The organism is Mycobacterium sp. SM1 (assembly GCF_018361265.1).
Classification (GTDB): domain Bacteria; phylum Actinomycetota; class Actinomycetes; order Mycobacteriales; family Mycobacteriaceae; genus Mycobacterium.
This window is the reverse complement of record NZ_JAFLNH010000004.1, coordinates 237,633-261,156: the sequence shown is the minus strand read 5'-3', so window position 1 is coordinate 261,156 and position 23,524 is coordinate 237,633. Positions and strand designations below refer to the sequence as shown.

The 23,524-nt window shown below is 66.1% G+C and carries 20 protein-coding genes; 11 read left to right on the top strand and 9 right to left on the bottom strand.

All coding sequences use genetic code 11. The annotated features are described in order from the left end of the window. Positions 1–21 precede the first annotated feature (21 nt). Positions 22–519, top strand: a complete 498-nt coding sequence (locus MSM1_RS17785; protein WP_213444936.1) for a hypothetical protein — start codon at positions 22–24, stop codon at positions 517–519. Between the two features lie 57 nt (positions 520–576). Here MSM1_RS17785 and MSM1_RS17780 read toward each other — a convergent pair whose 3' ends face one another. Then, positions 577–2,244 carry a transposase gene (locus MSM1_RS17780; RefSeq protein ID WP_307857427.1) on the bottom strand — a complete coding sequence of 556 codons (1,668 nt, stop codon included), beginning with the start codon at positions 2,242–2,244 and terminating at the stop codon, positions 577–579. Between the two features lie 22 nt (positions 2,245–2,266). Here MSM1_RS17780 and tnpA point away from each other — a divergent pair, with 22 nt between their 5' ends. Next, on the top strand, positions 2,267–2,680 hold the full coding sequence (gene tnpA, locus MSM1_RS17775) for an IS200/IS605 family transposase (protein ID WP_213445699.1): 414 nt from the start codon (positions 2,267–2,269) through the stop codon (positions 2,678–2,680). Between the two features lie 583 nt (positions 2,681–3,263). Further along, complete coding sequence (locus tag MSM1_RS17770; RefSeq protein ID WP_213443518.1) at positions 3,264–5,003, top strand: IS1634 family transposase; 1,740 nt, start codon at positions 3,264–3,266, stop codon at positions 5,001–5,003. 227 nt (positions 5,004–5,230) lie between these two features. Here the strand turns inward: MSM1_RS17770 and MSM1_RS17765 are convergent, their stop codons facing one another. Continuing rightward, on the bottom strand, positions 5,231–6,082 hold the full coding sequence (locus MSM1_RS17765) for a family 16 glycosylhydrolase (protein ID WP_213444934.1): 852 nt from the start codon (positions 6,080–6,082) through the stop codon (positions 5,231–5,233). 108 nt (positions 6,083–6,190) lie between these two features. Then, positions 6,191–7,162, bottom strand: a complete 972-nt coding sequence (locus MSM1_RS17760) for an aldo/keto reductase (protein ID WP_213444932.1) — start codon at positions 7,160–7,162, stop codon at positions 6,191–6,193. Positions 7,163–7,266: 104 nt separating this feature from the next. Between MSM1_RS17760 and MSM1_RS17755 the strand changes: the two genes are divergently transcribed. Further along, positions 7,267–8,763 carry an amidase gene (locus MSM1_RS17755; RefSeq protein ID WP_213444930.1) on the top strand — a complete coding sequence of 499 codons (1,497 nt, stop codon included), beginning with the start codon at positions 7,267–7,269 and terminating at the stop codon, positions 8,761–8,763. Positions 8,764–8,925: 162 nt separating this feature from the next. On the opposite strand, the gene MSM1_RS17750 is transcribed toward MSM1_RS17755, so the two are convergent. From MSM1_RS17750 to MSM1_RS22105, 3 genes are all read right to left on the bottom strand, one after another. Continuing rightward, on the bottom strand, positions 8,926–9,312 hold the full coding sequence (locus MSM1_RS17750; protein WP_213444928.1) for a DUF2237 family protein: 387 nt from the start codon (positions 9,310–9,312) through the stop codon (positions 8,926–8,928). A gap of 217 nt (positions 9,313–9,529) precedes the next feature. Continuing rightward, a complete protein-coding gene (locus tag MSM1_RS17745; RefSeq protein ID WP_213444926.1) occupies positions 9,530–10,993 on the bottom strand; it encodes an APC family permease in 1,464 nt (487 codons plus the stop codon). A 102-nt stretch (positions 10,994–11,095) separates the two neighbouring features. Beyond that, the gene (locus MSM1_RS22105; protein ID WP_236056853.1) at positions 11,096–11,437 is read right to left on the bottom strand and encodes a hypothetical protein; all 342 of its coding nucleotides are present in this window, start codon (positions 11,435–11,437) and stop codon (positions 11,096–11,098) included. A gap of 670 nt (positions 11,438–12,107) precedes the next feature. On the opposite strand from MSM1_RS22105, the gene MSM1_RS17735 reads away from it, so the two are divergent. Further along, a complete protein-coding gene (locus tag MSM1_RS17735) occupies positions 12,108–12,686 on the top strand; it encodes a hypothetical protein (RefSeq protein WP_213444922.1) in 579 nt (192 codons plus the stop codon). Here the strand turns inward: MSM1_RS17735 and MSM1_RS17730 are convergent. Next, on the bottom strand, positions 12,652–13,506 hold the full coding sequence (locus MSM1_RS17730) for a site-specific DNA-methyltransferase (protein ID WP_213444920.1): 855 nt from the start codon (positions 13,504–13,506) through the stop codon (positions 12,652–12,654). The two genes, MSM1_RS17735 and MSM1_RS17730, sit on opposite strands and share 35 nt — an antisense overlap. A gap of 161 nt (positions 13,507–13,667) precedes the next feature. Between MSM1_RS17730 and MSM1_RS17725 the strand changes: the two genes are divergently transcribed. After that, positions 13,668–14,945 carry an IS1380 family transposase gene (locus MSM1_RS17725; protein ID WP_374101752.1) on the top strand — a complete coding sequence of 426 codons (1,278 nt, stop codon included), beginning with the start codon at positions 13,668–13,670 and terminating at the stop codon, positions 14,943–14,945. A gap of 63 nt (positions 14,946–15,008) precedes the next feature. Here the strand turns inward: MSM1_RS17725 and MSM1_RS17720 are convergent, their stop codons facing one another. After that, positions 15,009–16,355, bottom strand: a complete 1,347-nt coding sequence (locus MSM1_RS17720; RefSeq protein ID WP_213444916.1) for an IS256 family transposase — start codon at positions 16,353–16,355, stop codon at positions 15,009–15,011. A gap of 141 nt (positions 16,356–16,496) precedes the next feature. Here MSM1_RS17720 and MSM1_RS17715 point away from each other — a divergent pair, with 141 nt between their 5' ends. The 3 genes from MSM1_RS17715 (at position 16,497) to MSM1_RS17705 (ending at position 19,587) form a co-directional block, all read left to right on the top strand. After that, on the top strand, positions 16,497–17,894 hold the full coding sequence (locus tag MSM1_RS17715; RefSeq protein WP_213444914.1) for an IS1380 family transposase: 1,398 nt from the start codon (positions 16,497–16,499) through the stop codon (positions 17,892–17,894). Between the two features lie 512 nt (positions 17,895–18,406). Then, positions 18,407–18,697, top strand: a complete 291-nt coding sequence (locus tag MSM1_RS17710; protein ID WP_213443526.1) for a transposase — start codon at positions 18,407–18,409, stop codon at positions 18,695–18,697. Beyond that, positions 18,694–19,587, top strand: coding sequence for an IS3 family transposase (locus tag MSM1_RS17705; RefSeq protein ID WP_213444911.1), 894 nt, complete (start codon positions 18,694–18,696; stop codon positions 19,585–19,587). Before MSM1_RS17710 ends, MSM1_RS17705 begins: the two co-directional genes overlap by 4 nt. A gap of 339 nt (positions 19,588–19,926) precedes the next feature. Here MSM1_RS17705 and MSM1_RS17700 read toward each other — a convergent pair whose 3' ends face one another. Beyond that, entirely contained in the window at positions 19,927–20,823 is an 897-nt protein-coding gene (locus tag MSM1_RS17700) for a hypothetical protein (protein ID WP_213444909.1), read from the bottom strand. A gap of 524 nt (positions 20,824–21,347) precedes the next feature. Here MSM1_RS17700 and MSM1_RS17695 point away from each other — a divergent pair. Together MSM1_RS17695 and MSM1_RS17690 are read left to right on the top strand one after the other, a co-directional pair. After that, on the top strand, positions 21,348–23,087 hold the full coding sequence (locus MSM1_RS17695; protein WP_213443518.1) for an IS1634 family transposase: 1,740 nt from the start codon (positions 21,348–21,350) through the stop codon (positions 23,085–23,087). A 126-nt stretch (positions 23,088–23,213) separates the two neighbouring features. Further along, positions 23,214–23,441 (top strand): hypothetical protein, encoded by a 228-nt coding sequence (locus MSM1_RS17690; RefSeq protein WP_213444907.1) that lies wholly within the window; start codon positions 23,214–23,216, stop codon positions 23,439–23,441. The last annotated feature ends 83 nt before the right edge of the window (positions 23,442–23,524 follow it).

Below are 23,524 nucleotides of genomic sequence, written 5' to 3'. Positions count from 1 at the left end.
CTCGGGATCAAGGAGGCCGCGATGCGGATCCGAGGCCGTCGAGTGTCGTCGAGCCTGACTGCTTGGCTGGCCGCACTGGTATTGCTGCCGGCGTGTGGCCCGGACGCCGCAAGTTCAGGGCAGACGTCGCCGCAACGAACGCCGGCAACAACCGCCCCGGTCGCGGTTACCTCGACAACCGCGATCGCGGCCGCACCGGCCGTGCACGGCGCCCTAACCAAGAAGTGGATTGACCTGCAAATCGGGGAATGCCTCGCTGACCCTGCGCCTCTCGATCCCGGCGTGCTGACCGTGACAACCGTCGACTGCGCGACAACACACCAAGCGGAGGTTTATCTGCGGGCACCGATGGCCGATACCCCAGCCTTCGCCGAGGTGGCCAATCAAGACTGCGCGGCGGGATTTTCCGAGTACACGGGGCGTCGCATCGACGGCAGCCCGTTCACCACCGCGTATCTCGTCGACTCCGAGCAGGACCGAACATCGGCCGCCACGCCAACCCCACCCCAAGCACCTTGACGTCCTCCCCGCACTGAAGATGCGGGGATTCCTCGTGCCGGCCAGCTGTCTCGTTGTTCATGCTGCGAGCAACGCCGTGGGCTGGTCGGTAGTGGAGGTTCGCGCCGAGCGGCTCTGTCGTATCGCGGTTTTGGCTTTACGCCGGGCTTTGATACGCGCCACGGACCTCCGCGAAGGCGGATGTCTGCGGCCTCGCCGCTTGTGTGCTTGCGCACTACGGCTGGACTTCGGCGGCTCGTCGACGTCCTGACGATGCCACCAGCCCGCGCGGGCTGACGGCAAGTCCAGCCGGTCGCGACCATCAGCCTGCGTCCGGACATGCAGTCCCAGGTAGGCCGAAAACAGGTCCCGATCTTCTTTGATGCCGCACCCGCAACGGTGCACCCGCTGGGAGAGCGGCTTTTTCTTTTTCGTCCCGCACAGGCAGGTTTGCGACAAGGCGGTCGTGTATGGGCTGTACTGGTAGAGACGACCACCGCCGGCGCTTTCAGCCTTGCGGCGGATGGTCTCCACGAGCAGTCCCGGTGCCCGGTCGCGCACAGTGCGCGGGAAGTTCTTCTGCCACGAAACGTAATTCAGCTTCTCACACACCACATCGCCGCCGTGCGCCAACAACCTGTTAGCCAGCGCCCCGTGCAACGTCTTACGGTGCTGCGCGAGCCGGCGATGCTGCTCAGCTACCACCGTGGCGCTCTGCGTGGCGGCGCGGGAACGCTGCTGCCAGTCGCAGCGGCCAGTCTTATGCGTGCCGTCGGGGTTGAAGCAGCCCGGCGAGCCGGCACGGTGCGCACGATCCATGCGCCGCTGGGCACGGCGTAACCGCAGCGTGTTCAAACGGATGCGATCAGCCAGCGGCTCAACCCATCCCACCCAGGCCCCGTCGCTGCGCTCGAGGGCCACCGCGATCTGACTGGGCCCCAGATCAAACGACACCCGGCCATCACCGACCGGATGCCGCCGGGTGGGGCGCCCATCGCAGACCAGTTGCATGCGGTAGGTGTCGCGCCCATTGATGACGGTGCGCACGATGCGGGTGGACAACACCTTGCCCGCGGCGATCAGCGCCTCAATCTCGGCCAACTCGGCCCGCTGCTCCTTACCACGGCGACCTGTCTGGGCGGGCGCGGCGATCGGAACCACGAACCCCGCGCCCCACTGCAACCCGATTAACCGCCCAGCATCATCGGTGTTCGGCCGCAGCGCACCGTTGCCGTCTTTGGCCGCCAGCGAACGCAACCCCCGCTTGGACTTGAAACGCGGTTTGCCCTTCGTGCCGACGTGCCACTGGCACACAGCATCAAACGCTCGCGCCCCCAGACTCTGGGTCTCCTGCGCCGGCAGGTGCTCCCGCACCCACGACCGCCGCAGCGACGAGGCCAACGACTGCGCGGCATCGGCGGTGAAACCATGAGCGGCCTGCACCGACCGAAACGCCGCCCGCCGCACCTGACGCTCAGCGGGGCTGCGATGTGGCAATTCACGGGCGGCCTGCCACGCCGGATCGGCCTTCACCGCGCGACACCGGGCGATGAACTCATCGAGCACCGCGTTATACACCCGCGCACCGGTGAAAAACCGGGTCCGAATCTCTCGGCACTGCGTCGGCGCCGGGCGCAGCGGCCACGACCGCACATGCGTGGGCGCCCCCTTCGCGCGTTTCCGCGCACGCGACTTGCCCACCGGCATAGTGTCCGGTGTCGTTGCCTGCTGGTAGCTGTTACCCACAGCTCAACCGTAGAGGTGCCCACTGACACAAACGACGTACCGCCGCGCCCGGCACAGGGTGTCGCTGCTGCACGCCCACCTCGTCTTCGTGACCAAATACCGACGCAAACTGTTCACCGACCCGATGCTCACCTTCGCCGACACCACCATGCGCACCGTGTGCGCCGAGCTGGATGTCGAGTTGGTCGAGTTCAACGGCGAAGCCGACCACGTGCATCTGCTGGTCGCTTATCCGCCCACGCTGGCGATCTCGACGCTGGCGCACCGCCTCAAAGGCCGCACGGCCTACGCCGTTCGCCGGGAATACACCGGCGCATGCGGGCGCGCCGGCATGCGCAGCCACCTGTGGTCCCCTTCGTATTTCGCCGTCTCCTGCGGAGGCGCCCCGCTGTCGATCATCAAGCAATACATCGACGGCCAAGCCCGACCTCTCTAAGCGCCGGGCTACGCCCGCCGACACATAGGATGGGCTCACCCGCCATGAATGGCGAGGCTTGCGGCCAAGAATTCGGTCATCTGCCTGCTCCAGCCGGCTGACGGTCGGCCGCTGACCGGCTCCGCTCGTCGCAGGTGATCGCGCCGGACTACAGTCGGACCAGCACCGTAACCGGTTGGGGAGCAGTCGGTCCCGCACCTTAACCGCCTCGATACCAGTTCAGCGTGAATCACGGTGGGATCCATCAACACCATGGGATCGGCACGCAATCACCAATCAAGGCCCTGGCTTTTTAGCCAGTCGTTCACCGTGATTGCCGCAGGGTGCCCCTGCATGAGCTGCCGGTGAGGCTAGCGGCCGTATGGCCGCCGGTCGATTCAGCGCCCGATCCCCGAATTCGGCCGCGAAAACGCCAACAGCCGCTGACCCGACTTCCGCAGTTCGTAGGCATATTTCGGGGTAGCGCGGAGCGATTGTGCTGGTAGGAGGCTTGCAGAGTCACCGAAACGGCGGATTCGTGTAGGCACACGAGTTCTGGCGTGTCGCTGGACTTCACCAGCGAATATGTGCTAGCAGTGTAGGGGTGTACCTGCGGGAGACGAAGCGGCGCAACCGCGACGGGTCGACGGTGTCGTATCTGCAGCTGGCGCACAGCGAACGCCATCCGGTCACCGGGGTGCCCTCGGCGAAGGTGATCCACAACTTCGGCCGCGCTGACACCGTGGACCGCGACGCGCTGGCCCGACTGGTCGCCTCGATCTCGCGGTTCCTCGACCCGGCACAGGCGATCGCGGCCGCGCACACCGGCGAGATCGAGATCTTGGACTCGCGCCGCTTCGGCGGGGCATGGGTGCTCGACCAACTCTGGGACCGGCTGGGTGTGGGCGCGGCGCTGCGCCGGGTCGCCGCGGACCGGCGCCTGGACGCCGCGACCGTGGAGCGGGTGCTGTTCGCGCTGGTGGCGCAGCGGGCGCTGGAACCGGGCAGCAAGCTGGGCGCCACACGGTGGGTCGCCGAACGGGTCGCGATCGCCGAGTGCCCCGGGTTTTCCGATGACGCGGCGTATCGGTCGATGGACTTTTTGCTCGCCGCGCTAGGCGAGATCGCCGCGCAGATCTTCGATTCGGTCGCGCACCTGCTCAACCTGGACGTCGACATCGTCTTCATCGACACCACCTCCACCTACTGGGAGGTCGATGTGCCCGACGAACTGGCCGACCTGGCCCCCGAACCCGAGGTCGACGACGGCACCGCGAAAGCGGTCGAGCGGGCCGCGCGCCGGTTCGGCAAGTCCAAGGACCACCGCGACGACCGGCCTCAGGTGGTGATCGCGATGGCGGTGACCCGCGACGGAATCCCGGTGCGCTGCTGGACCTTTCCCGGCAGTGAGAGCGATCAGCGGATCATCCGCACGGTCAAAGACGATCTGGGATCGTGGAATCTGCACCGGCTGGTGTGGGTGGCCGACGCCGGGTTTGCTTCCGCGGCCAACCGCGCCTATCTCACCCGCGGCGGCGGGCACTACATCCACGCCGAGAAGCTGCGCCACACCAACGCCGAGGCCGCCGACGCGCTGGCCCGCCCCGGCCGTTACCACGACGTGGCCGACAACCTGCGGGTCAAGGAGATTCGGGTGGCACCCGGCGGCGGCAACAACGAGGGGGTGCGTGCGGAGCGGTTCGTGGTGTGCCACAACCCGGATGCCGCCGACCGTGACGCAGCAGTGCGTGAGCGGCTCATCGAGCACCTCTCCGGGCTGATCGATGGCTCGGACGCCTGGCCGAAACGCAAGCGCGACGAGTTCGTCGGCTCCTTGAAGGGCAAGCCCGGGCTGCGCAGGCTGTTGCGGCGCACCAAGACCGGGCTGCTGCGCATCGACCGCGCCGCCGCCCAACGTGAAGCCCACTACGACGGCAAGTGGCTGCTGCGCACTTCCGACCTCACGCTTACCGCCGAGGATTTGGCCGCCGCCTACAAGCAGCTGCTCGCGGTGGAACGCGGCTGGCGCGACGCCAAGAGCTCGCTGGGGCTGCGCCCGGTCTACCACCACCGCGAGGACCGCATCCGCGCTCACGTCCAACTGTGTTGGCTGGCACTGCTTCTCATCCGCGTCGCAGAAACCCGCACCGGCGACACCTGGCGCAATCTGCGCCACGAACTCGACCGCATGCACCTGGTCACCTTCGCCACCGCCGACGGCCGCGTGGCGCAACGCTCCGCCCTCACCGGCGATCAGAAAACCATCCTCGCCGCGCTCGACCTACCCGAACCACCCAAGTACCTCGACTTCACACCCGGCATCGACGCCGCCGTCGCCGACTGACGAACCCCGCCCGGATCGCTGGCGTCGTGTAGTAACACGACCCAAATCGGCTCATCCCACGTTTGCGCTAGTAAACGCCCAAATCCGGCGATCCGTGTGCCCACTATCTGCGGAAGTCAGGGCTGGGGAACGGGACTGCCACGGCCGGCTTGCGGGCAGCGCTGCGCCAGGCCTTAACAGACACGTAGGCCTTACCAGACACGTAGGCCTTACCAGACACGTAGGCCTTACCAGACACGCACCCAGTCGACGAGCATGTCCGCCGGATACGTGCCTCCGCGGGGATCGCCCCCGCCCGAGCCGGCAACCGCGAGATTGAAAACCGTGAACATCTGGTAGCCGGGGTCGTTGAACGGCCAGTCCGGCAGGGAGTTCGCCGGGACGTCGAAGTACGGTGACGCGCCGTCAACGTAGTCCTGCCAGAAACGGATACCGGCGGCGTCCCATTGGCATCGCCACGTGTGCCACGCGCTGTCCACAGCGACGTTGTGGGTCTTCCACTGGGAGCCATTGGGTTTCGCGTGGACTGTGGTCGCCGACGGCCAGTTGCCGTTGCCGTACCACTCCAGCACGTCGATTTCGCCGCGGTCCTCATTGCCCAGCCAGAAGGCCGGCCAGCAACCCGCGGTCAGGCAGTTCAGCTTGACGCGGGCTTCCCAGGTGTGGCCGATGCCACCCTTCCACACGCTTTGTACTTTGCCGCTGTAGTAGGTTGCGCCGTCTTTTGCGGCCCGCAGCACCAGATTGGAGTTGCCGTCGAGGAACACGTTTCGGCGGTCGTCGCGATACTGCCCGACGTTTTCGGGCCGCTCCCAAAACGTCGGGTTCTTCATCGACTCCCGGGCGCGCGCCACCGTCCACTTCGACGGAGTCGGGGCGGACCCGGCCGGCCCGTCGAACTCGTCCTGAAAAAGATAGGTCCCCGAGCCGGCGCCCGGCGGTGCGGCGGGCGAGCGCCGTTGCTCCACCGGTGCGGCCAGCAGCGACGGGCGGGCCCGGGCACCCGGAACCCGGATCGCGCTCGCCACGACGCCGATCCCCATCGTCACCATCAGCCTGCGTCGGTCTATCTCAGGCATGTGTCAAATGGAACCACGCGGCCCGGTGACGCGCAGCGGGGGATCCGGCGCCGGCCGCTAAGACCACGGTGCGCTGGCCGCTCGTCACGCAACTCAGCGCAGCCCGGATCACCGGCGTGCGAGCTTCTCGCGGGCCGTATCGGTGAGGAAGCGCCTCATCGGCACCGGCCGAAAGGCTCGGGCCGCGTCCGTGAGCGCGTCGCGTGACGTTGCGCTCAGCTCGATGTCCGCGGCGGCGGCGTTGAACTCCAGTTGCTCGACACTGGACGCCCCGGGAATGGCGACCACGCCCGGCAGGCTGATCAGCCAGGCGAGCGCTACCTGCGCCGGTCTGGCGCCCACCTCCGCCGCGACGTCACGCAACACGCCCAGCAGCGGCTCGATTCGGCGCAGGTTCTCGCCGCCGAACAACGGGTTTAGCGCGCGAATTCCGCCCGGGCGGTTGTCCAGGCCGTATTTGCCGCTCAGTAGTCCTTGTGCCAGCGGGCTGTAGGCGATCACGACACGGTTCTCGCGCTCGGCGAACGGGACGAGGTCGTCGAGGGGCCCGGGATGGGCCAGGGAGAAATGGACCTGGTTGCTGATGACCGGGCGCCCGAGCGCGGCATCGGCCTTCTGCCACCGTGACAGGGAATAGTTCGAGACGCCGACCGCGCCGATGACCCCGCTGTCGAGCAGGTCCCGCATTCCCGGCATGATCACCGCGTCGGGGACCAGCGGGTTGGGCTGATGGATCTGATAGAGCGGGATGCGGTCCAACTGCAGTCGGCGCGCGCTGGCTCGCGCCCGCTGCCTGATCACCGCGGGAAACGGGGCGATCGGCATGACCTTGCTGGCCACGGCGACCTCGCCACGACGCTCGCCGAGCGCCTCGCCGAGTATCCGTTCGCTTTTTCCCAGCCCGTATATCTCGGCGGTGTCAAACAGCGTGACCCCCAACGTCAGGGCCCGCCGAACGATGTCCCGGGCGGTACCGGCGGCGTAGCGCTTGCCGTAGCCCCACTCGAGCGAGCCGAACTGCCAGGTACCCAGCCCGATCCGGCTGACTTTTCCGATTCCATCGACATCCAGGTATTTCATACCGACCACCGTACTGAGACGGCCGACGCGCACCTAGCGCCGAAGGCCCGCAAACCGTAAGTGCCCCTCGACCCCAATCGGGCGCTGGGCCATAGGATCGGCCAATGCGTCTCGACGAGTACCTGTCACTGGATGCGACGGCGCTTGCTGAGCTGGTCAAAAGCAAGCAGATCACCCCGGCCGAACTGCTGGCTTTGGCGCGCCAGCGCGCCGACGCCGTCAATCCCAGGTTGAACGCGATCGTCCGTCGCCTCGACGACGTCGCCGACAGGCAGGCCGCCGACCCGAACCTGCGCGGCGCATTTGCCGGAGTCCCGTTTCTGATCAAAGACCTCGATCAGCACTACCGGGGGTTTCCCACCTCGTGCGGGTCACGATCGCTGGCCAACGACGTGGCCGACCGGCACGCCCTGGTCACGCAACGGTTCCTCGATGCGGGCCTGGTGATCTTCGGCATGACCAATACGCCCGAGTTCGGGGCCAAGGCCGTAACCGAGTCCGAGTACTGGGGTCCGGCCCGAAACCCGTGGAACACCGGGCGCACTCCCGGTGGCTCGTCGGGCGGATCCGGGGCGGCCGTCGCGGCGGGAATCGTTCCGGCAGCAGGGGGCAACGACGGCGGCGGTTCGATTCGCATCCCCGCCGCCTGCAACGGGCTCGTGGGCCTCAAAACCAGCCGGGGGCTCTCGCCCTACGGGCCCCAGACCGGCGAGCCATTGTTCGGCATGGCAACCCAGGGCGTCGTTTCGCGCACGGTGCGCGACAGCGCCGCCCTCTGCGACGCGATCATCGGCCCCAACCCACGCTCCGGCTATCAGGTTGCGCTTCCGGAGGTCCCGTTCGCGGCACACATCAAGAAGCGGCCGGGCAACTGCAAGATCGGGTACTCGACCTATTCGGTGATCAATCCCCATCCTCATCGGGAGGCCATCGCCGCGGTGGAGGAGACGGCGCAGCTGCTGAGCGATTTGGGCCATCACGTCGAGGAAGTCCCGCCACCCTTCGATGAGGCCGCACTGGCACGCGACTTTCTCGCCATTTGGTTCGCGCAGCTCCACCGGCAAGTCGCGGAGATTAAACAGCGGATCGGCGCCCGTGACAGCGACTTCGAGGCCGACACCCTGGCCATGAGTGAGCTTGGCCGGGCCGCCGGCGTGCTGGCGCCGATGCTTGCGCTGGAAAACCGCAACACCTACATCCAATCCCTGGCGACGTTTCACGAGAGCTACGACTACTTTCTGACCCCCACCCTGGCCACCCCTCCCCTGATGATCGGTGCCACCGCGACACCACGTCCCTTGCAGGCGCTCTCGCGGGTGATCAGCAAGTTGCGCGCCGGAAAAGTGCTGGCGCTGCTCAAAATTCTGGATGACCTCATCCAGCAGAGCCTGGGCTGGGTGCCCTATACGCAGCTCGCCAACCTCACCGGACGACCCGCGATCAGCGTGCCGCTGCATTGGACCGGCACCGGGCTTCCCCTGGGCGTGCAGTTCGTGGGCCGCCTCGGTGCCGACGGTGATCTTTTACAGCTGGCCGCCCAACTCGAAGAATCCCGCCCATGGGCGCAGCGGCATCCGGCGCCGGTGTCACCGGCCGGCTAGCCCCCTGGGTGTGCCCTGGCAGCACGGCAGGTGCATCGGCGGGGCGGCACCGTCAAGACGGCACCTTTCACCGGCGTTGCCGTGGAGTGCCGTCAAGCAAGCAACTCGGTGCCGGGTGTGGCCCGCACCGCCAGCTACGACGGCGCGGTGGCCGGTGATCGCCTACAGCTCGCCCAGGTCATCCGGTACGTCGACGGCGTGCTCCCGCAGCGCCTCCAAAGCGACCACGTCGAGGGTGCGCTCGTGGGTGCAGGCCAGCACCACCGGAGCGGCGCAGCCGTCCCGGTAGGCGCGAAGCCAGTTGAGGGCGGTGACGCACCAGCGGTCACCGGGTGTCAGGCCCGGGAACCGGTACTCGGGCCGCGGCGTCACCAGGTCGTTGCCGATGGAGCGCTGGTGCTCGAGGAACTCGGCCGTCACGACGGCGCAGATGGTGTGCAGGCCAAGGTCCTCGGGCCCGGTCGAACAACAGCCGTCGCGGTAAAAGCCGGTGAGCGGATCGGTGCCGCACGGCTCCAGGGGGCCGCCCAGCACATTGCGATCGGGCATTGCCCCAGTATGCCGGGCACGGCCGCCGGCGTTTGCCGCGATGCCCGTGAGACTCGTGGCCAGCCGGCCATGGCGCGCCGGTCGCCGTTTTACGTATGCCAGCCACCGCCCGCTGCCGGGTGACGCCTCGGCGCGGCGCCGCTCGCCGCTGCACCGGCGACGGGGATCAGCCCGGCCGACACCCCACCGCACCGGCCGTCCTTGGCGGCTCGACCGCCTAGAGGCCGTCGGCGGGCGGGGGCGTGGCGATGTCGGCGTTCCCACGGTCATTGAGCGCGCTGTGCCGGCGACCCCACACCAGGTAAAAAACCGACGCCAGCGCCAACCAGCCGGCGAACGCGATCCAGGTGTACCAATGCAGGCTGCACGCGATGTAGGCGCACACCGCCGCGGACAGGATCGGCGTGATCGGATAGCCGGGCATCGTGTAGCCACGGGGCACCTCCGGCGCCCGGACCCGCAGCACGATCACGCTCAGCGAGACCACGATGAACGCGGCCAGGGTGCCGAGGGAGACGATTTCGGCCAGCTGTTCCAGGGGCGCCAGGCCGGCCAGGATCGCGACCACGACACCCACGATCGCGGTGTTGCTGATGGGCGTCATCGTGCGCGGGTTGACCGTCGCGAACGTCGCGGGCAATAGTCCGTCACGGCCCACCGCGAACAGGATTCGGGTCTGGCCGTACATCGTCACCAGCGTGACCGAAAAGATCGATGCCGCCGCGCCGACAGCCAGGATCGTGCCGCCGGTGGCATTCCCGGTGATGGCGTCCAGGATCGCGGCCAGCCCCGCCTCTTGACCCTGAAACTCTTGCCATGGCTGGCCGCCCACCGCGGCGACCGCCACGAGCACATAGACACCGATCACGATGAGCATGGCCGCGATAATCGCTCGCGGTATCGCGTGTTGGGGGTCTTTGACCTCGTCACCGGCGGTGGAGACCGCGTCCAGCCCGATGTAGGTGAAAAAGATCGTGCCCGCCGCCAGGCTAATGCCCGAGAGCCCGAACGGCGCGAAGTCGGCAAACCGCCGCACGCTGAACCCGGTGAAGGCAATAACCGCGAACATCAGCAGCACTGCCAGTTTGATCAGCACCATCACCGTGTTCGCCTTGGCCGATTCGCTGACGCCGCCGATTAGCAGCGCCGTGCACATGGCCACCAAGACGATGGCGGGCAGGTTGACAACGCCGGCATGGGCATCCCACGGCCCAGCTGAAATAGCTTGGGGCAGTTGAACTCCGAACGTGTTACTGAACACCTTGTTCAGGTACTGACTCCACCCGACAGCCACCGCGGCCGTGGACACGCTGTACTCAAGCACAAGGCACGCCGCGACGCAAACTGCCGCGAACTCACCAAGGATGGCGTAGGAGTACGAGTAGGCCGATCCGGAAACCGGTAGCGCCGAAGCGAGCTCGGCGTAGCAGATGGCGGTCAGACCCGCTGCGACGCCGGCGATGACAAACGAGATGATCACTGCCGGACCGGCCTGCGGTACCGACACCGAGAGAATGACGAAGATACCCGTGCCCACCGTCGAGCCGACGCCAAACATGGTGAGCTGAAACGTTCCCAGCCTGCGCCGCAGGTGATCTGAGGCGCCAGGAGCGACCGGTCCCCCACTGAGCGGCCGGCGCCGCAGCATCTGCTGCGGCAGGCCGAGCGCCGGAGATGACATGGTGCCTCCTCGCCAGGATGCTATGCGTATGACAGGGTTCCCGGGGGGCATCGACAAATCACCGGGTACGCCACCGGCCCGGCGGCCAGCTAGGCAGCCCGGTTAGGCTGGGAGTCGCTGTTTGATCGCGGCGTCTTGCTTTCGGCCTACGTCGGTGATGAAATCCCGCGGTGCGGGCACGCCGGGAGGGCCGTCGAATTCGAGGGTGACGAACGCCCTGCCCTCGGTAAAACGCAACATCGTCATACCCTTGGACCCATCCGCTGCGTCTCCCGAGACCGTCGTCCCCCCGGTGCCGACGCGTACCGGGGCGGGCTTTCCGGTGCCGGCCCCCGGCAGCGTGGCCTTTGCGGCGTCCAGCGCGGCTTGGGCCGCGGCGGGGTCCGGAAAGATCAGGATGGTGTCGATGATGGCGTGGCCGCCGTCCTGAGTTTTGAATGTCATCTGCGCGCCTTCCTGACCATCCGGATTCCGCCTCGGCTGGCCTGCGGCGAAGGCTTCCGGCGCGTTGATCTCACCGGGGCCGATGAGCAGCGTCGTGTAGTCCGCGGAGCGGGCCGGTGCCGAGGCGGGGGCTGGGCCCCGGCCGCCGGGGGCCGGGGAGGCTGATCGCTGCGGCGCGGCCGGCTTCGAATTGCTGCTGCATCCAGCAACAGAGGCCCCCAGGACCGCGGCCGCCGTAGCAAGTACGGCGGTCGCCACCAGCGACGTCGTCTTCATCCCCTGGTCGCCCCTCCGGAACATCCCCGCCGAACGGCCTGCACAGGGCACACCGATGCGCGGGTAACTATCTGGCTCTTGAAGCTTAACGGCCGCCCGCGCCCGGCTCGGATCCGCGCGCCACCCGGCTGAAAAATCGGCGTCTGACGTGGGGCGGGCGGGGCTCGAACCCGCGACCAACGGATTATGAGTCCCTTTTCAACGCCCTTCGACCAGCGGAAAATGGTTAGCTGATCGCACCGAATCACCTGCAAGATAACGCTTTCGGGCGTTGCCAGTACGGTTGCGGTACGCCTACGGTACGCCTACAAATTGCCCTCGGGCGCCGGTATCTCGCCGGCACGGACGTGTTAGCTAGACGTCAATACCGCAGGGGGCTGACACAATGCTAAGCATGAAGCTGGTGGGGTGGCACCACATGATCGACAACTCGTTCACGACAACCCCCGAGTTCACGAAAGTGCACAACGACATCACGGCTGCGATTGCTGCTATCGCCTGGCCGCCTGGCGCGGCCGACTTCACCTTGAACCCGACGAGAGACGGCAATGGCGTCAAGCCGATCAAAAATGCGTTCGTGGAGGTTCTTGTAGCGCGAGGATGGTTGCCGGAGAGCAGGCCCAGGCGGCTTGATGCCGAGTACACGTTCAACGATGGGGTGAAGTTTGGCGCTGAATGGGAGACGGGCAACATTTCATCAAGCCACCGGGCAATAAATCGTATGTTGTTGGGCGCCTTTGAGGGCGAGCTTCGTGGAGGCATTCTGGTAGTCCCAAGTCGCGCTACCTATCGCTTTCTTACCGATCGTGTCGGGAACTACCAAGAACTCGTGCCATACCTGCCCCTGTGGTCGAGCTACGGCAAGGTTCTACCGGCCAAGGCCTATCTGGGAATCGTCGTCTTCGAGCATGACGCGCTCGACGAAAGTGTCCCGACCATCACCAAAGGGACGGATGGGCGGGCGCTGATTTGAGCCGCCGCTCTGCTGTCAGACCTTTGGCTGAATCGCCCAGCCCGGGGAGCACCACGTCGGCTGCCTGACCGGTCATCCGCCGCACAATCGGCTCCACATCGCCGAGTTCGATACCGATCCAGTGACGGTGCATTCGCTCCGCGACGGCGTACGTGGTGCCGCTGCCACCAAACGGGTCAAGCACCAAGTCCCCGGGCACAGACGAGATCGTGAGTACGCGTTCAAGAAGCTTCTCAGACAACTCGTTGGCTCCACGTCGCTTAGTCTTGGCATGTCGGACGGGAGGGATGTCAGCCCAGACGTCTGTTAGGTTGAGACCATCCGGATGCAGTTTGTTTCTGTGACCGCCATAGTCTTTCACATCGCCGCCACAGTGTCGGCACACCGGAATGGGAACCCGCGGCCGCACAAAGGATTTGGGCTTGCCTTTCGTGTAGTACAGAAGGCTGTAGTGCGACGGGTAAAGCTTGTTTTGAATCGGCAATCCATACTTAATGTCGATGGTGATCCAGTGCCGAAAGGCCATGCCGGCATTGTTGAGGAAGTGACCAAGTTCGATGTTCCAGCGGGGGATGTTGAAGAGGTAGAACGCTCCACCTGGCGCAAGGACGCGAACGCATTCCTTGATCCAGGACTCACACCATGCGAGGTATTCCTCCGCTAGACGGGCATCGTCGATCCCCTTGCCATAGTCCTTCTTGAGATTGAATGGCGGGTCCGCGAAGACTAGATCAACGCATCCATCGTCTAGTGCTGGCAACAACTCCAAGCAGTCGCCCTTGTAGAGTAAGCCCAGCTCAGACTTGTAAGCCGCGTCCACAGCGCCCTCCTTCTGCCGAGTATCGAACATGTGTTCGCACCATACCGCGGATTGCCGACAATGCGCCTGAGCACCTCGCTGTCATCTGTTGATAACTCATCAAGAACTCTTCCCGACGATGTTAGGTCGAGCGGATCGACGAGGATCTGCAGTTGTTGAAGGTGCACCTGCCCTATCACGAATCCGACCATGTGTTGAACTTGGCCTACAACGTGGCCTGTGGCGGCACCCGCCTTGAAGACATCGAGCGGCTGCGCCACGACAGCGCCTACATGAACGCTTTGGGCGCGCAGCTGATCCCGGATCCGACCACGGCCGGCGATTTCTGCCGCCGGTTCAGCGAGGCCGACGTGGCCACGTTGATGGAGGCCATCAACGCGGTGCGCCCGCAGCTGTGGGCGGGCCGGGGCGCTGAGCTGCTGGGCCCGATCGCCTACCTTGACGTGGACGGCACCATCGCACCCACCTACGGCCAACACAAGGCCGGGATGGACATGTCCTACCAGGGCATCTGGGGCTACGCGCCGCTGATCGTGTCGCTGGCCAACACCAAGGAAGTGCTCTACCTGGTCAACCGGCCCGGCAACGCGCCCAGCCACGCCGGCGCGGCGCAGTGGATCGACAAGGCCATCGAGCTGGTCACCCCGCACGCCGCACGGGTGTGTTTGCGCGGGGACACCGACTTCTCGTTGACCGCGCACTTCGACCGATGGGCCAAGCAGGTCGACTTCGTGTTCGGCATGGACGCCAGTGCCGCGCTGCGCTCGCGCGCCGAGGCGCTGGCCGAGGCCTGCTGGACACCGCTGCAGCGGCCCGACCCCGCGCCGCCGCGCAGCGGGCAGCAGCGCCGGCGCGAGCCCAACCACAAGCGGCGCATCGTCGCCGAACGCGGCTATGTCAACCTTGAACTCAACGGCGAGGATGTCGCCGAGTTCACCTACCAGCCCGGCAAGTGTGGCCGACCCTACCGGGTGATCGCGCTGCGCAAGAACATCAGCAAGACCCGCGGTGAGCAGGCGCTCATCGACGAGGTCCGCTACTTCTTCTACATCACCACCCGCACCGATCTGACCCCCGCGCAGGTCGTGGCCTGCGCCAACGACCGCTGCGACCAGGAAAACGTCATCGAGCAGCTGAAAAACGGTGTCAACGCGCTGCGGGTGCCGCTTTATGACCTGGTCTCCAACTGGGCCCACATGGTCATCGCCGCCCTGGCCTGGAACATCAAGTCCTGGTTTGCGATGATGCTGCACCACAAGGCCGACCGGCGAGACTGGATCAACATGGAGTTCCGCCGCTTTTGCACCCAGGTGATCCTCATCCCCGCCATGATCATCCGCCGCGCCCGTGCCATTACCGTCCGGATCATCGGCTACCACCCCAGCCTGGACCGATTCTTCAGCGCCTACAACACCATTGAGCGCACTCGCTTCGGCTGAGGTGGCGTCCCAATCGCGGTGTAAAAGTTCGGGCATAGATTCCGCTCACTTGCGATTGTGATTTTATACGATGGCGCCGACAGCATCGGCCGGCGCCGCTTCAGTTTCGGCGCGTACTTGCGAATTTCGTTGCGGCAGTTTGGTCGGTGGGTCATGCAACGACCTTCGCAGGTCCTGTAGTAGCCGTAGCACGGCCGGTGTCATGGTGAACCCGCGCCAGCCGGCCGAGGCGCGGTCGAGTACGGCCCACACCAGCTTCAGGCAGGAGTGCTCGCCGGGCAGTCGGCCGATGACCTTGACTCGGCGGCGGGTCTCCCCGAAGGTCCGCTCGATGAAATTGGAGTGGCGCACCCGGGCCCAATGCTCCCGTGGGAACCGCAGGTAGACCGTCAGCGAGTCACGGTCATCAAGAAGACACCGCACCGCCGCCGGATACGAGTCGCGCCAACGCTTGGCGAACGCGTCGATCCTCTTGTGCACGTAGGTGACCGCGTCGCGGCCAGGCGCGATGTTCTCGGGCACATCGAAGATCGCCCAGTAGTCGGCCTTCACCTCGGCTTGGGCGTTTTTGGGCACTTTGGCAAGGATGTTTCTGGCGCGATGCACCAGACACCGCTGGCGCAGCGCGGCACCCATGGTGCGCTCCACCGCGCCGATCAACCCGGGTGCGCCGTCGCTGATCACCAGCAGCGGGCACGCCAGCCCGCGCTCGCCGAGCCCGCGCAAAAACCCCTCCCAGGCATCCCCGGACTCGCTGCAGGCGGCCTCCAGCCCGACGAACACCGGTTTGCCGTCGGTGTCGATGCCCCACGCGGCCAGCACCGGCTCGGCCGAGGCGTTGGCGTGGTACGTGAAATGGCTGCCGTCCAAAAACAGGTAGTCCAGCTCCACCTCGTCGAGGCGCCGACGGCTCCAGGACTCGAACTGGGTCTTGATGTCTTCGCAGACCCGCGACACCGTCGACTTCGACACCGCCGCGCCCTCGCCGAGCGCCTCGACCAAGGTGGCCTCCACGTCGCGGGTCGACAACCCGCGCACGAACCCGGCGATCACCAGCGACTCCAGCGCGTTGGTCTTGGTCACCCCCGTGCCGAGCAACTGGCTGGCGAACCGCTCGGTGGTGCCGCGCACCTTCGGCCGGTGCAGCGTGATCGGGCCGGCGGTCGTTTTGACCGTGGTCGGGCAATACCCGTTACGCATCCCAGCCCGCGGATCCTCGCTGGTAGCGGCCCGCTGGTAGCGATCCCGGCCCAAAAACGCGCTCACCTCGGCCTCCAACGCGCACTGCAGCAGTAGCTGCGCGCCCAACTGGGCCACCCGCTCGACTGCACGCGACAAATCCTCACCACCGGCGAACACCCCATCAATCTCTGCCTGCAACCGCTGCGCAGGCGATACTCTTTTCGACACGGACGTGGGTTCCTTTCCTCAGACCCTGATTTTTCAGCCGGCTATGGATTGAGGGCCGCGTCGTAGCGCGGAAGTGCCCTTCCTGCAAGGGATAATCGTGTTTGTGGAAGGCGACGATGATCCCAGAGAAAGGGCACCCGTGTGGTGAATGCTAGCGGTTTGTTGTTCGATGTCGATGATGTGGTGCTGGCGAGTCCGAAACACCCGGTGCCGCACCCGCTGATCAGCGCGGGCGAGGATGAGCTGACGCCGGTGGCGGGGGTGGCGTTGTGGGGTCCGCTGCTGGACCGGCTGGGTGTGGTCGGCGAGGCCGATCGGCGGGGGTTGCGTCTGATCGGGCCGGGCGGCTATAGCGGTGGGCAGTGTTATCGGGCGTTGACCGAGACGCTGCTGGCCGGTGGGGACTTCTTGAGTGATCGGGTGGTGCTGGCCGACCCGGCGACCACGGTGCTGCGCGGGACCAACCCGTTGCCGTCGGTGCCCACGTTGTGGCGGTTTGTGGCGGGCGCGGATTTGGGTCGGGTGGCCAAGGCCGGCGCGGTCAACCGGGTGATGCTGCGCCGAGCCTGGGCTGCTGGCGCCGCCCCTGAAGGTGAGCGGCTGACCATCGACCCTGATGCCACCCGGGTGGCGACCTACGGGGCGGGCAAGCAAGGCAGCGCATTCTCGCGCACCGGGCAGAGCGCGCTCTCCCCGCTGGTGGGCGTGTGCGGCGAGACCGGAGACGTGCTCGCACTGCGCGCCCGCGGCGGCGCAGCTAACGACGGGCCGGCGATGGGCAGCTTCATCGACGAGTGCGTGAGCGCGATCCCGGCCGGTTGCCGCGATACCTACCGGTTGTGGCCGCGGGTCGACTCGGCCGGCTACCAGCAGCAGGTGATCGAGGCCGCCGAACGCCACGGCGCGGACTACTCGGTCACGGTCAAACAGTACAAGCCGGTCGCGGCCGTGATCCACGCGCTGGCCACCGACCCGCACACCGTATGGGCCCCGGCAAAAGGGCAGGAGACCGACAAGGGCAGCCAGATCGCCGAGACCACCACCACGGTGCTGGGACGGCGTGTGCGGCTGATCGTGCGCCGCCAACCCAAACAGCCCGGTGAGCAGCTGGCCTTCGATGACCTGGATGGCTGGCGGCTGCACGCGATCATCACCAACGTGCCCGCCGAGCGGCTCAGCGCCGCCGAGGTCGAGGCGCATCACCGGCTGCGCGGCGGCATCCCCGAAGACACCATCCGGGCGCTCAAAAACGACTTGGGGATGATCCACGCCCCGGCGCGATCGTTCTTCGGTAACTGGCTGTCCTGGCAGGCCGCCGCGCTGGCCCACAACATCGGGTGCTGGTTGCGCGCCCTGGCGTTGCCCCGCGCGGTGCGTCGAGCGCGGGGAAAACGACTACGCCTGGCATTTCTCAACGTCGCCGCCCGGCTGGTGCGTCACGGCCGACGCCTGCACCTGCGTTTTGCTGCCGCCTACCCCCACGTGGAGGCGTTCGCCACCGCGCTACCACGCATCCGGGCGCTACCGGCCTTCGGTTGACCGCCGCGAACCGGCCCGTCACCGCACACCTCGCACCCCATCTCCAACCCTCCACCGCCACAACGCGATCGACCCATCCCTAAAACCGGTCACCACAGCCCCGCGGCCGTGCCCACCCCCAATTACGCCATCACCCAACAGCTTCCAACCCCCATCAGCGCATCCCAACAGCGCAGCCACCACCGCCCCGGCCACCGAAAACAAGATCATCACAGGCCGGCTGAAAAATCAGGGTCAGACTTCCCGTCTTGGAGGGAACCTACGTCCGAACCCTTTTACACCGCCGCAGGGACACGACCTCGGCTGACACCCACACCCGCCACTCGCCTACGGTCCTGCCGCACCCCACAGCACGCCAGCCCTGTCTCCGTTGCCCAAACCAGCGCACCTCGCGGCGTCCCCGCATGCCCTCACACCCGAACAACCCACGCAGAAGCAATAATCCAGCCAATCGACGACCGCTCACGGGAAATCCCCCGAAAGTGTGGAGGCATGCACTATGAGGTAAGGGCATGTCAGAGACGCGCAGGAAGTTCGACCGGGAGTTTCGGGAGGGAGCGGTACGGATAGTCCGGGATACCGGTAAGCCGATCGCGCAGGTGGCCCGAGACCTCGGGATCCATCCGGGCACCCTGGGTAATTGGGTTGCCAAAGATCGTGCTGAACGGGAAGGCGCCCAGGGGCTTTCCACCGGTGATATCGCCGAGTTGAAGCGGCTGCGCGCCGAGGTCGCCGAGCTGCGCATGAAGCGTGATGTGCTCAAGCGATCCGTGGTCGGCTGGGTCAAGGAGGCGACGAGGTGAGTGTGGCCCGCTTTATCGCCGACCAGAGGACCGTGCATGGGGTGCCACACACGGTGTGCTGCGCGCTTTTGGGGGTCAGCGTTTCCTGGTTCTATAAGTGGCTGGACCGCGAGCCCACTGAGCGGCAGCGACGCCGCGCGCGGCTGGATGCGCGAGTGGCGGAGCTGTTCGAGCGCTCCCAGCGCACCTACGGCTCGCCGCGGATCCACGCCGACCTGCTCGCTGAAGGCTGGAAGGTCAGCGTGAACACGGTGGCCGACTCGATGCGCCGGCACGGGCTGGCCGGGCGCAAGCCTAAGCGCCCCAGGGGGTTGACCCGCCAGGACAAGAAGGCACCTCAGTTCCCCGACCTGCTCAAACGGGACTTCACCGCCGCAGCGCCCAACCGGGCGTGGTGCGGTGATATCACCGAAATCCCCACCGATGAGGCCAAACTGTCTTTGGCTTCGGTCCTGGACCTGTGCGGGCGACGTTTGCTGGCTTGCCCGATGTCGGAGCACCCCGATGCCGAGCTGGCCAGCGACGCGATCAAGATGGCCGTCGCAGTACGTGGCGGGCGCGCAGCGATCGCTGGCGTGATCTTTCACACTGATCGCGGATCTACCTACACCGCCAATGATTTCACTAAGCTGTGCCGCAAGCTCGGGGTGCCCCAATCGATGGGACGTGTCGGGTCGTGCTTCGACAACGCCGCCAGCGAGGCGTTCTTTTCCACCCTCGAACACGAGGTGCTGTCCCGCCACCACTTCGCCACCAAGGCACAGGCACGCGAGGCCATCACCACCTGGTGCTACGAGTTCTACAACACCCGACGTCGGCACAGCTCAGCCGGGTTGCCGCCACCCGTCGAATACGAAAAAATCACGGCCATCCAACCGCAGGCCGCATAACGGAAACCTCCACGTTTTCAGGGGAAACCCACACCCATCCGAAAACAGTCATCGACGCCCCAGACACCGCCCGACCGCCAAACCAAATCGAACTCCCGCACAATCCTGCAATCCGCTGGCAGCGACTCGCTTATTTAAGGACTAGCGAGAAGAACGACCACGTTGTCGACCAACCAGGTTGACTCACTGCCGAAGAAACGGCCTTGTCGGCGTCCTTCCCGCCCTACTACGCTGCCTTGTTCAGCGCCGTCCTAGGCCCCGAAGCGGCACACCCTAGTCGGTCGCCGGGGCGGGTTAAGGGGTTGTCGGCCAGGCTCCCCGCCTCGGCTGCCCCAGAACTCAGTCGAGGAACACCGTCTGGGTTTCCTCTTGCGGCTCACCGTTTTCCAGCCACCGCATCTTGATCTTCACGGAATTGTCGGAGCCCATGAATAATGTCACCCGCCAGCGCGCATCCGCCTGTGGGAGCAGGTCGAGCGGCTCGCCGTCATAGCCGATCAAATAATGGCCGTCAGGAATGTCGAGCGTGAACTCGTCGGCCCGAACCGTGGTGCTGAGGTTCTCCGCAATAAGGCGCTTGGCGAACCCGTCGTACCGTAACCGTGGCATCGCGTGGTCAGGTGCAGCAACCGACAACGCGGATACGCCCAAGTCCATCATGACGATGTCGTGCTCGACAGCCTCACGGACCTGATCGCCAAGGTCAGTGGGATCCACGTACACGCCCAAGAGGTTTTTGGCCTTCATCTCCGCACGAAACTTGTTGAGCCGGGCCAGTTCTTCGGGGTCCGCATTCCGGCTGACGGGCTCGTCGGAGAAGTAGACATGTACCGGCTTGCCCGCCTCGGCAGTGCGTTCGATTTCGTGGGCGGTGCCGGAAACTGCTGTCGGCGTGGCGGTCCCGACGCGGCTGTCGAACACCGCGATCACGATGTCGGCGTCATTCACCAGCTGGGAATCGATGACGCTCTGGGGCCCATCCGAACTCATCAGTGGTACGGCGTCGAATTTCCAGAAGCGCGGGAGCAGTATCACGCCCTCCGCTTCAGCACGGCGTCCGTTCCAGCTGTGGATGCTCTTGATGATCTCGTCGACCTCATCGCCGGTATCTCCCGGCGTGGCGATCAACACTTTTAGTACATTGGCAGGGAACACTTGTTGTTGTTGTTCTTTCTTGTTGTGGTTGAGTTCGGTAGCGCCTGCACGCGCTACCGGCTCGATCACACGTTCGATCAAGCTCGTCCAGTGTAGCATTGTGCGCCGACACTTCCCGGTGCGACACGCCGGTGATGCAATCCGGGCGCGTTGCCCGAACGTGGTGTATACACAACAATTTTCACATTGGTAACAGGATTACGTGTAAGTGCACGGCGTCGGCACTCGTGCTGTATTCGACAAGGTTGAGGAAGCAGACGGGGTGATCGTTGCCGGTCAGCGGGCACCGCAGCCCCTCATCTACGTCATGTAGCAGTTGCCGCCGGTCTAGATGATTTCGTGCGGCGCCGCCGCACGAGGGCCATCACGCTCCCGGTTGGACGTGCCCAAGGTGCGCACCATCTTCGGGACCGCACAACGGCCACGCCGCACCCGCAAACGCTCCTCGCCCGACTTCCGCAGTTCGTAGGCATATTTCGGGGTAGCGCGGAGCGATTGTGCTGGTAGGAGGCTTGCAGAGTCACCGAAACGGCGGATTCGTGTAGGCACACGAGTTCTGGCGTGTCGCTGGACTTCACCAGCGAATATGTGCTAGCAGTGTAGGGGTGTACCTGCGGGAGACGAAGCGGCGCAACCGCGACGGGTCGACGGTGTCGTATCTGCAGCTGGCGCACAGCGAACGCCATCCGGTCACCGGGGTGCCCTCGGCGAAGGTGATCCACAACTTCGGCCGCGCTGACACCGTGGACCGCGACGCGCTGGCCCGACTGGTCGCCTCGATCTCGCGGTTCCTCGACCCGGCACAGGCGATCGCGGCCGCGCACACCGGCGAGATCGAGATCTTGGACTCGCGCCGCTTCGGCGGGGCATGGGTGCTCGACCAACTCTGGGACCGGCTGGGTGTGGGCGCGGCGCTGCGCCGGGTCGCCGCGGACCGGCGCCTGGACGCCGCGACCGTGGAGCGGGTGCTGTTCGCGCTGGTGGCGCAGCGGGCGCTGGAACCGGGCAGCAAGCTGGGCGCCACACGGTGGGTCGCCGAACGGGTCGCGATCGCCGAGTGCCCCGGGTTTTCCGATGACGCGGCGTATCGGTCGATGGACTTTTTGCTCGCCGCGCTAGGCGAGATCGCCGCGCAGATCTTCGATTCGGTCGCGCACCTGCTCAACCTGGACGTCGACATCGTCTTCATCGACACCACCTCCACCTACTGGGAGGTCGATGTGCCCGACGAACTGGCCGACCTGGCCCCCGAACCCGAGGTCGACGACGGCACCGCGAAAGCGGTCGAGCGGGCCGCGCGCCGGTTCGGCAAGTCCAAGGACCACCGCGACGACCGGCCTCAGGTGGTGATCGCGATGGCGGTGACCCGCGACGGAATCCCGGTGCGCTGCTGGACCTTTCCCGGCAGTGAGAGCGATCAGCGGATCATCCGCACGGTCAAAGACGATCTGGGATCGTGGAATCTGCACCGGCTGGTGTGGGTGGCCGACGCCGGGTTTGCTTCCGCGGCCAACCGCGCCTATCTCACCCGCGGCGGCGGGCACTACATCCACGCCGAGAAGCTGCGCCACACCAACGCCGAGGCCGCCGACGCGCTGGCCCGCCCCGGCCGTTACCACGACGTGGCCGACAACCTGCGGGTCAAGGAGATTCGGGTGGCACCCGGCGGCGGCAACAACGAGGGGGTGCGTGCGGAGCGGTTCGTGGTGTGCCACAACCCGGATGCCGCCGACCGTGACGCAGCAGTGCGTGAGCGGCTCATCGAGCACCTCTCCGGGCTGATCGATGGCTCGGACGCCTGGCCGAAACGCAAGCGCGACGAGTTCGTCGGCTCCTTGAAGGGCAAGCCCGGGCTGCGCAGGCTGTTGCGGCGCACCAAGACCGGGCTGCTGCGCATCGACCGCGCCGCCGCCCAACGTGAAGCCCACTACGACGGCAAGTGGCTGCTGCGCACTTCCGACCTCACGCTTACCGCCGAGGATTTGGCCGCCGCCTACAAGCAGCTGCTCGCGGTGGAACGCGGCTGGCGCGACGCCAAGAGCTCGCTGGGGCTGCGCCCGGTCTACCACCACCGCGAGGACCGCATCCGCGCTCACGTCCAACTGTGTTGGCTGGCACTGCTTCTCATCCGCGTCGCAGAAACCCGCACCGGCGACACCTGGCGCAATCTGCGCCACGAACTCGACCGCATGCACCTGGTCACCTTCGCCACCGCCGACGGCCGCGTGGCGCAACGCTCCGCCCTCACCGGCGATCAGAAAACCATCCTCGCCGCGCTCGACCTACCCGAACCACCCAAGTACCTCGACTTCACACCCGGCATCGACGCCGCCGTCGCCGACTGACGAACCCCGCCCGGATCGCTGGCGTCGTGTAGTAACACGACCCAAATCGGCTCATCCCACGTTTGCGCTAGTAAACGCCCAAATCCGGCGATCCGTGTGCCCACTATCTGCGGAAGTCAGGCCTCGGTGATCGAGGCCGCGATCAAGACACCTACGTTTGACCTGGCCGTGTTCAAGCTGCACTTCGGGAGGCTGACCGGCAAGGCCTATACCAAAAGCGACCGCGTGCTTTGGTTCGAGGCGATCGCGCACAGCACCGCGGAGTTGCGCCGCGGGCGGATGATCGAGAAGTTTCCCGAGATCGTCACTTGGCTGGCCGGCGTCGTCGAGCGGTTCGCCACCGCCCTAGTCTAGACTGCGTGGACACCGGATTCCTCGCCGACGACATCCTCGACGAGCTGCCCGCCGGTGTCCGGTTGGGTGCCACCCGGGTCGGC

Coding starts and splice junctions, on each gene's coding strand:
- MSM1_RS17785 (WP_213444936.1), top strand. CDS start 22: ATGCGGATCCGAGGCCGTCGAGTGTCGTCGAGCCTGACTGCTTGGCTG.
- MSM1_RS17765 (WP_213444934.1), bottom strand. CDS start 6,082: ATGCCTGAGATAGACCGACGCAGGCTGATGGTGACGATGGGGATCGGC.
- MSM1_RS17760 (WP_213444932.1), bottom strand. CDS start 7,162: ATGAAATACCTGGATGTCGATGGAATCGGAAAAGTCAGCCGGATCGGG.
- MSM1_RS17755 (WP_213444930.1), top strand. CDS start 7,267: ATGCGTCTCGACGAGTACCTGTCACTGGATGCGACGGCGCTTGCTGAG.
- MSM1_RS17750 (WP_213444928.1), bottom strand. CDS start 9,312: ATGCCCGATCGCAATGTGCTGGGCGGCCCCCTGGAGCCGTGCGGCACC.
- MSM1_RS17745 (WP_213444926.1), bottom strand. CDS start 10,993: ATGTCATCTCCGGCGCTCGGCCTGCCGCAGCAGATGCTGCGGCGCCGG.
- MSM1_RS22105 (WP_236056853.1), bottom strand. CDS start 11,437: ATGACATTCAAAACTCAGGACGGCGGCCACGCCATCATCGACACCATC.
- MSM1_RS17735 (WP_213444922.1), top strand. CDS start 12,108: ATGAAGCTGGTGGGGTGGCACCACATGATCGACAACTCGTTCACGACA.
- MSM1_RS17710 (WP_213443526.1), top strand. CDS start 18,407: ATGTCAGAGACGCGCAGGAAGTTCGACCGGGAGTTTCGGGAGGGAGCG.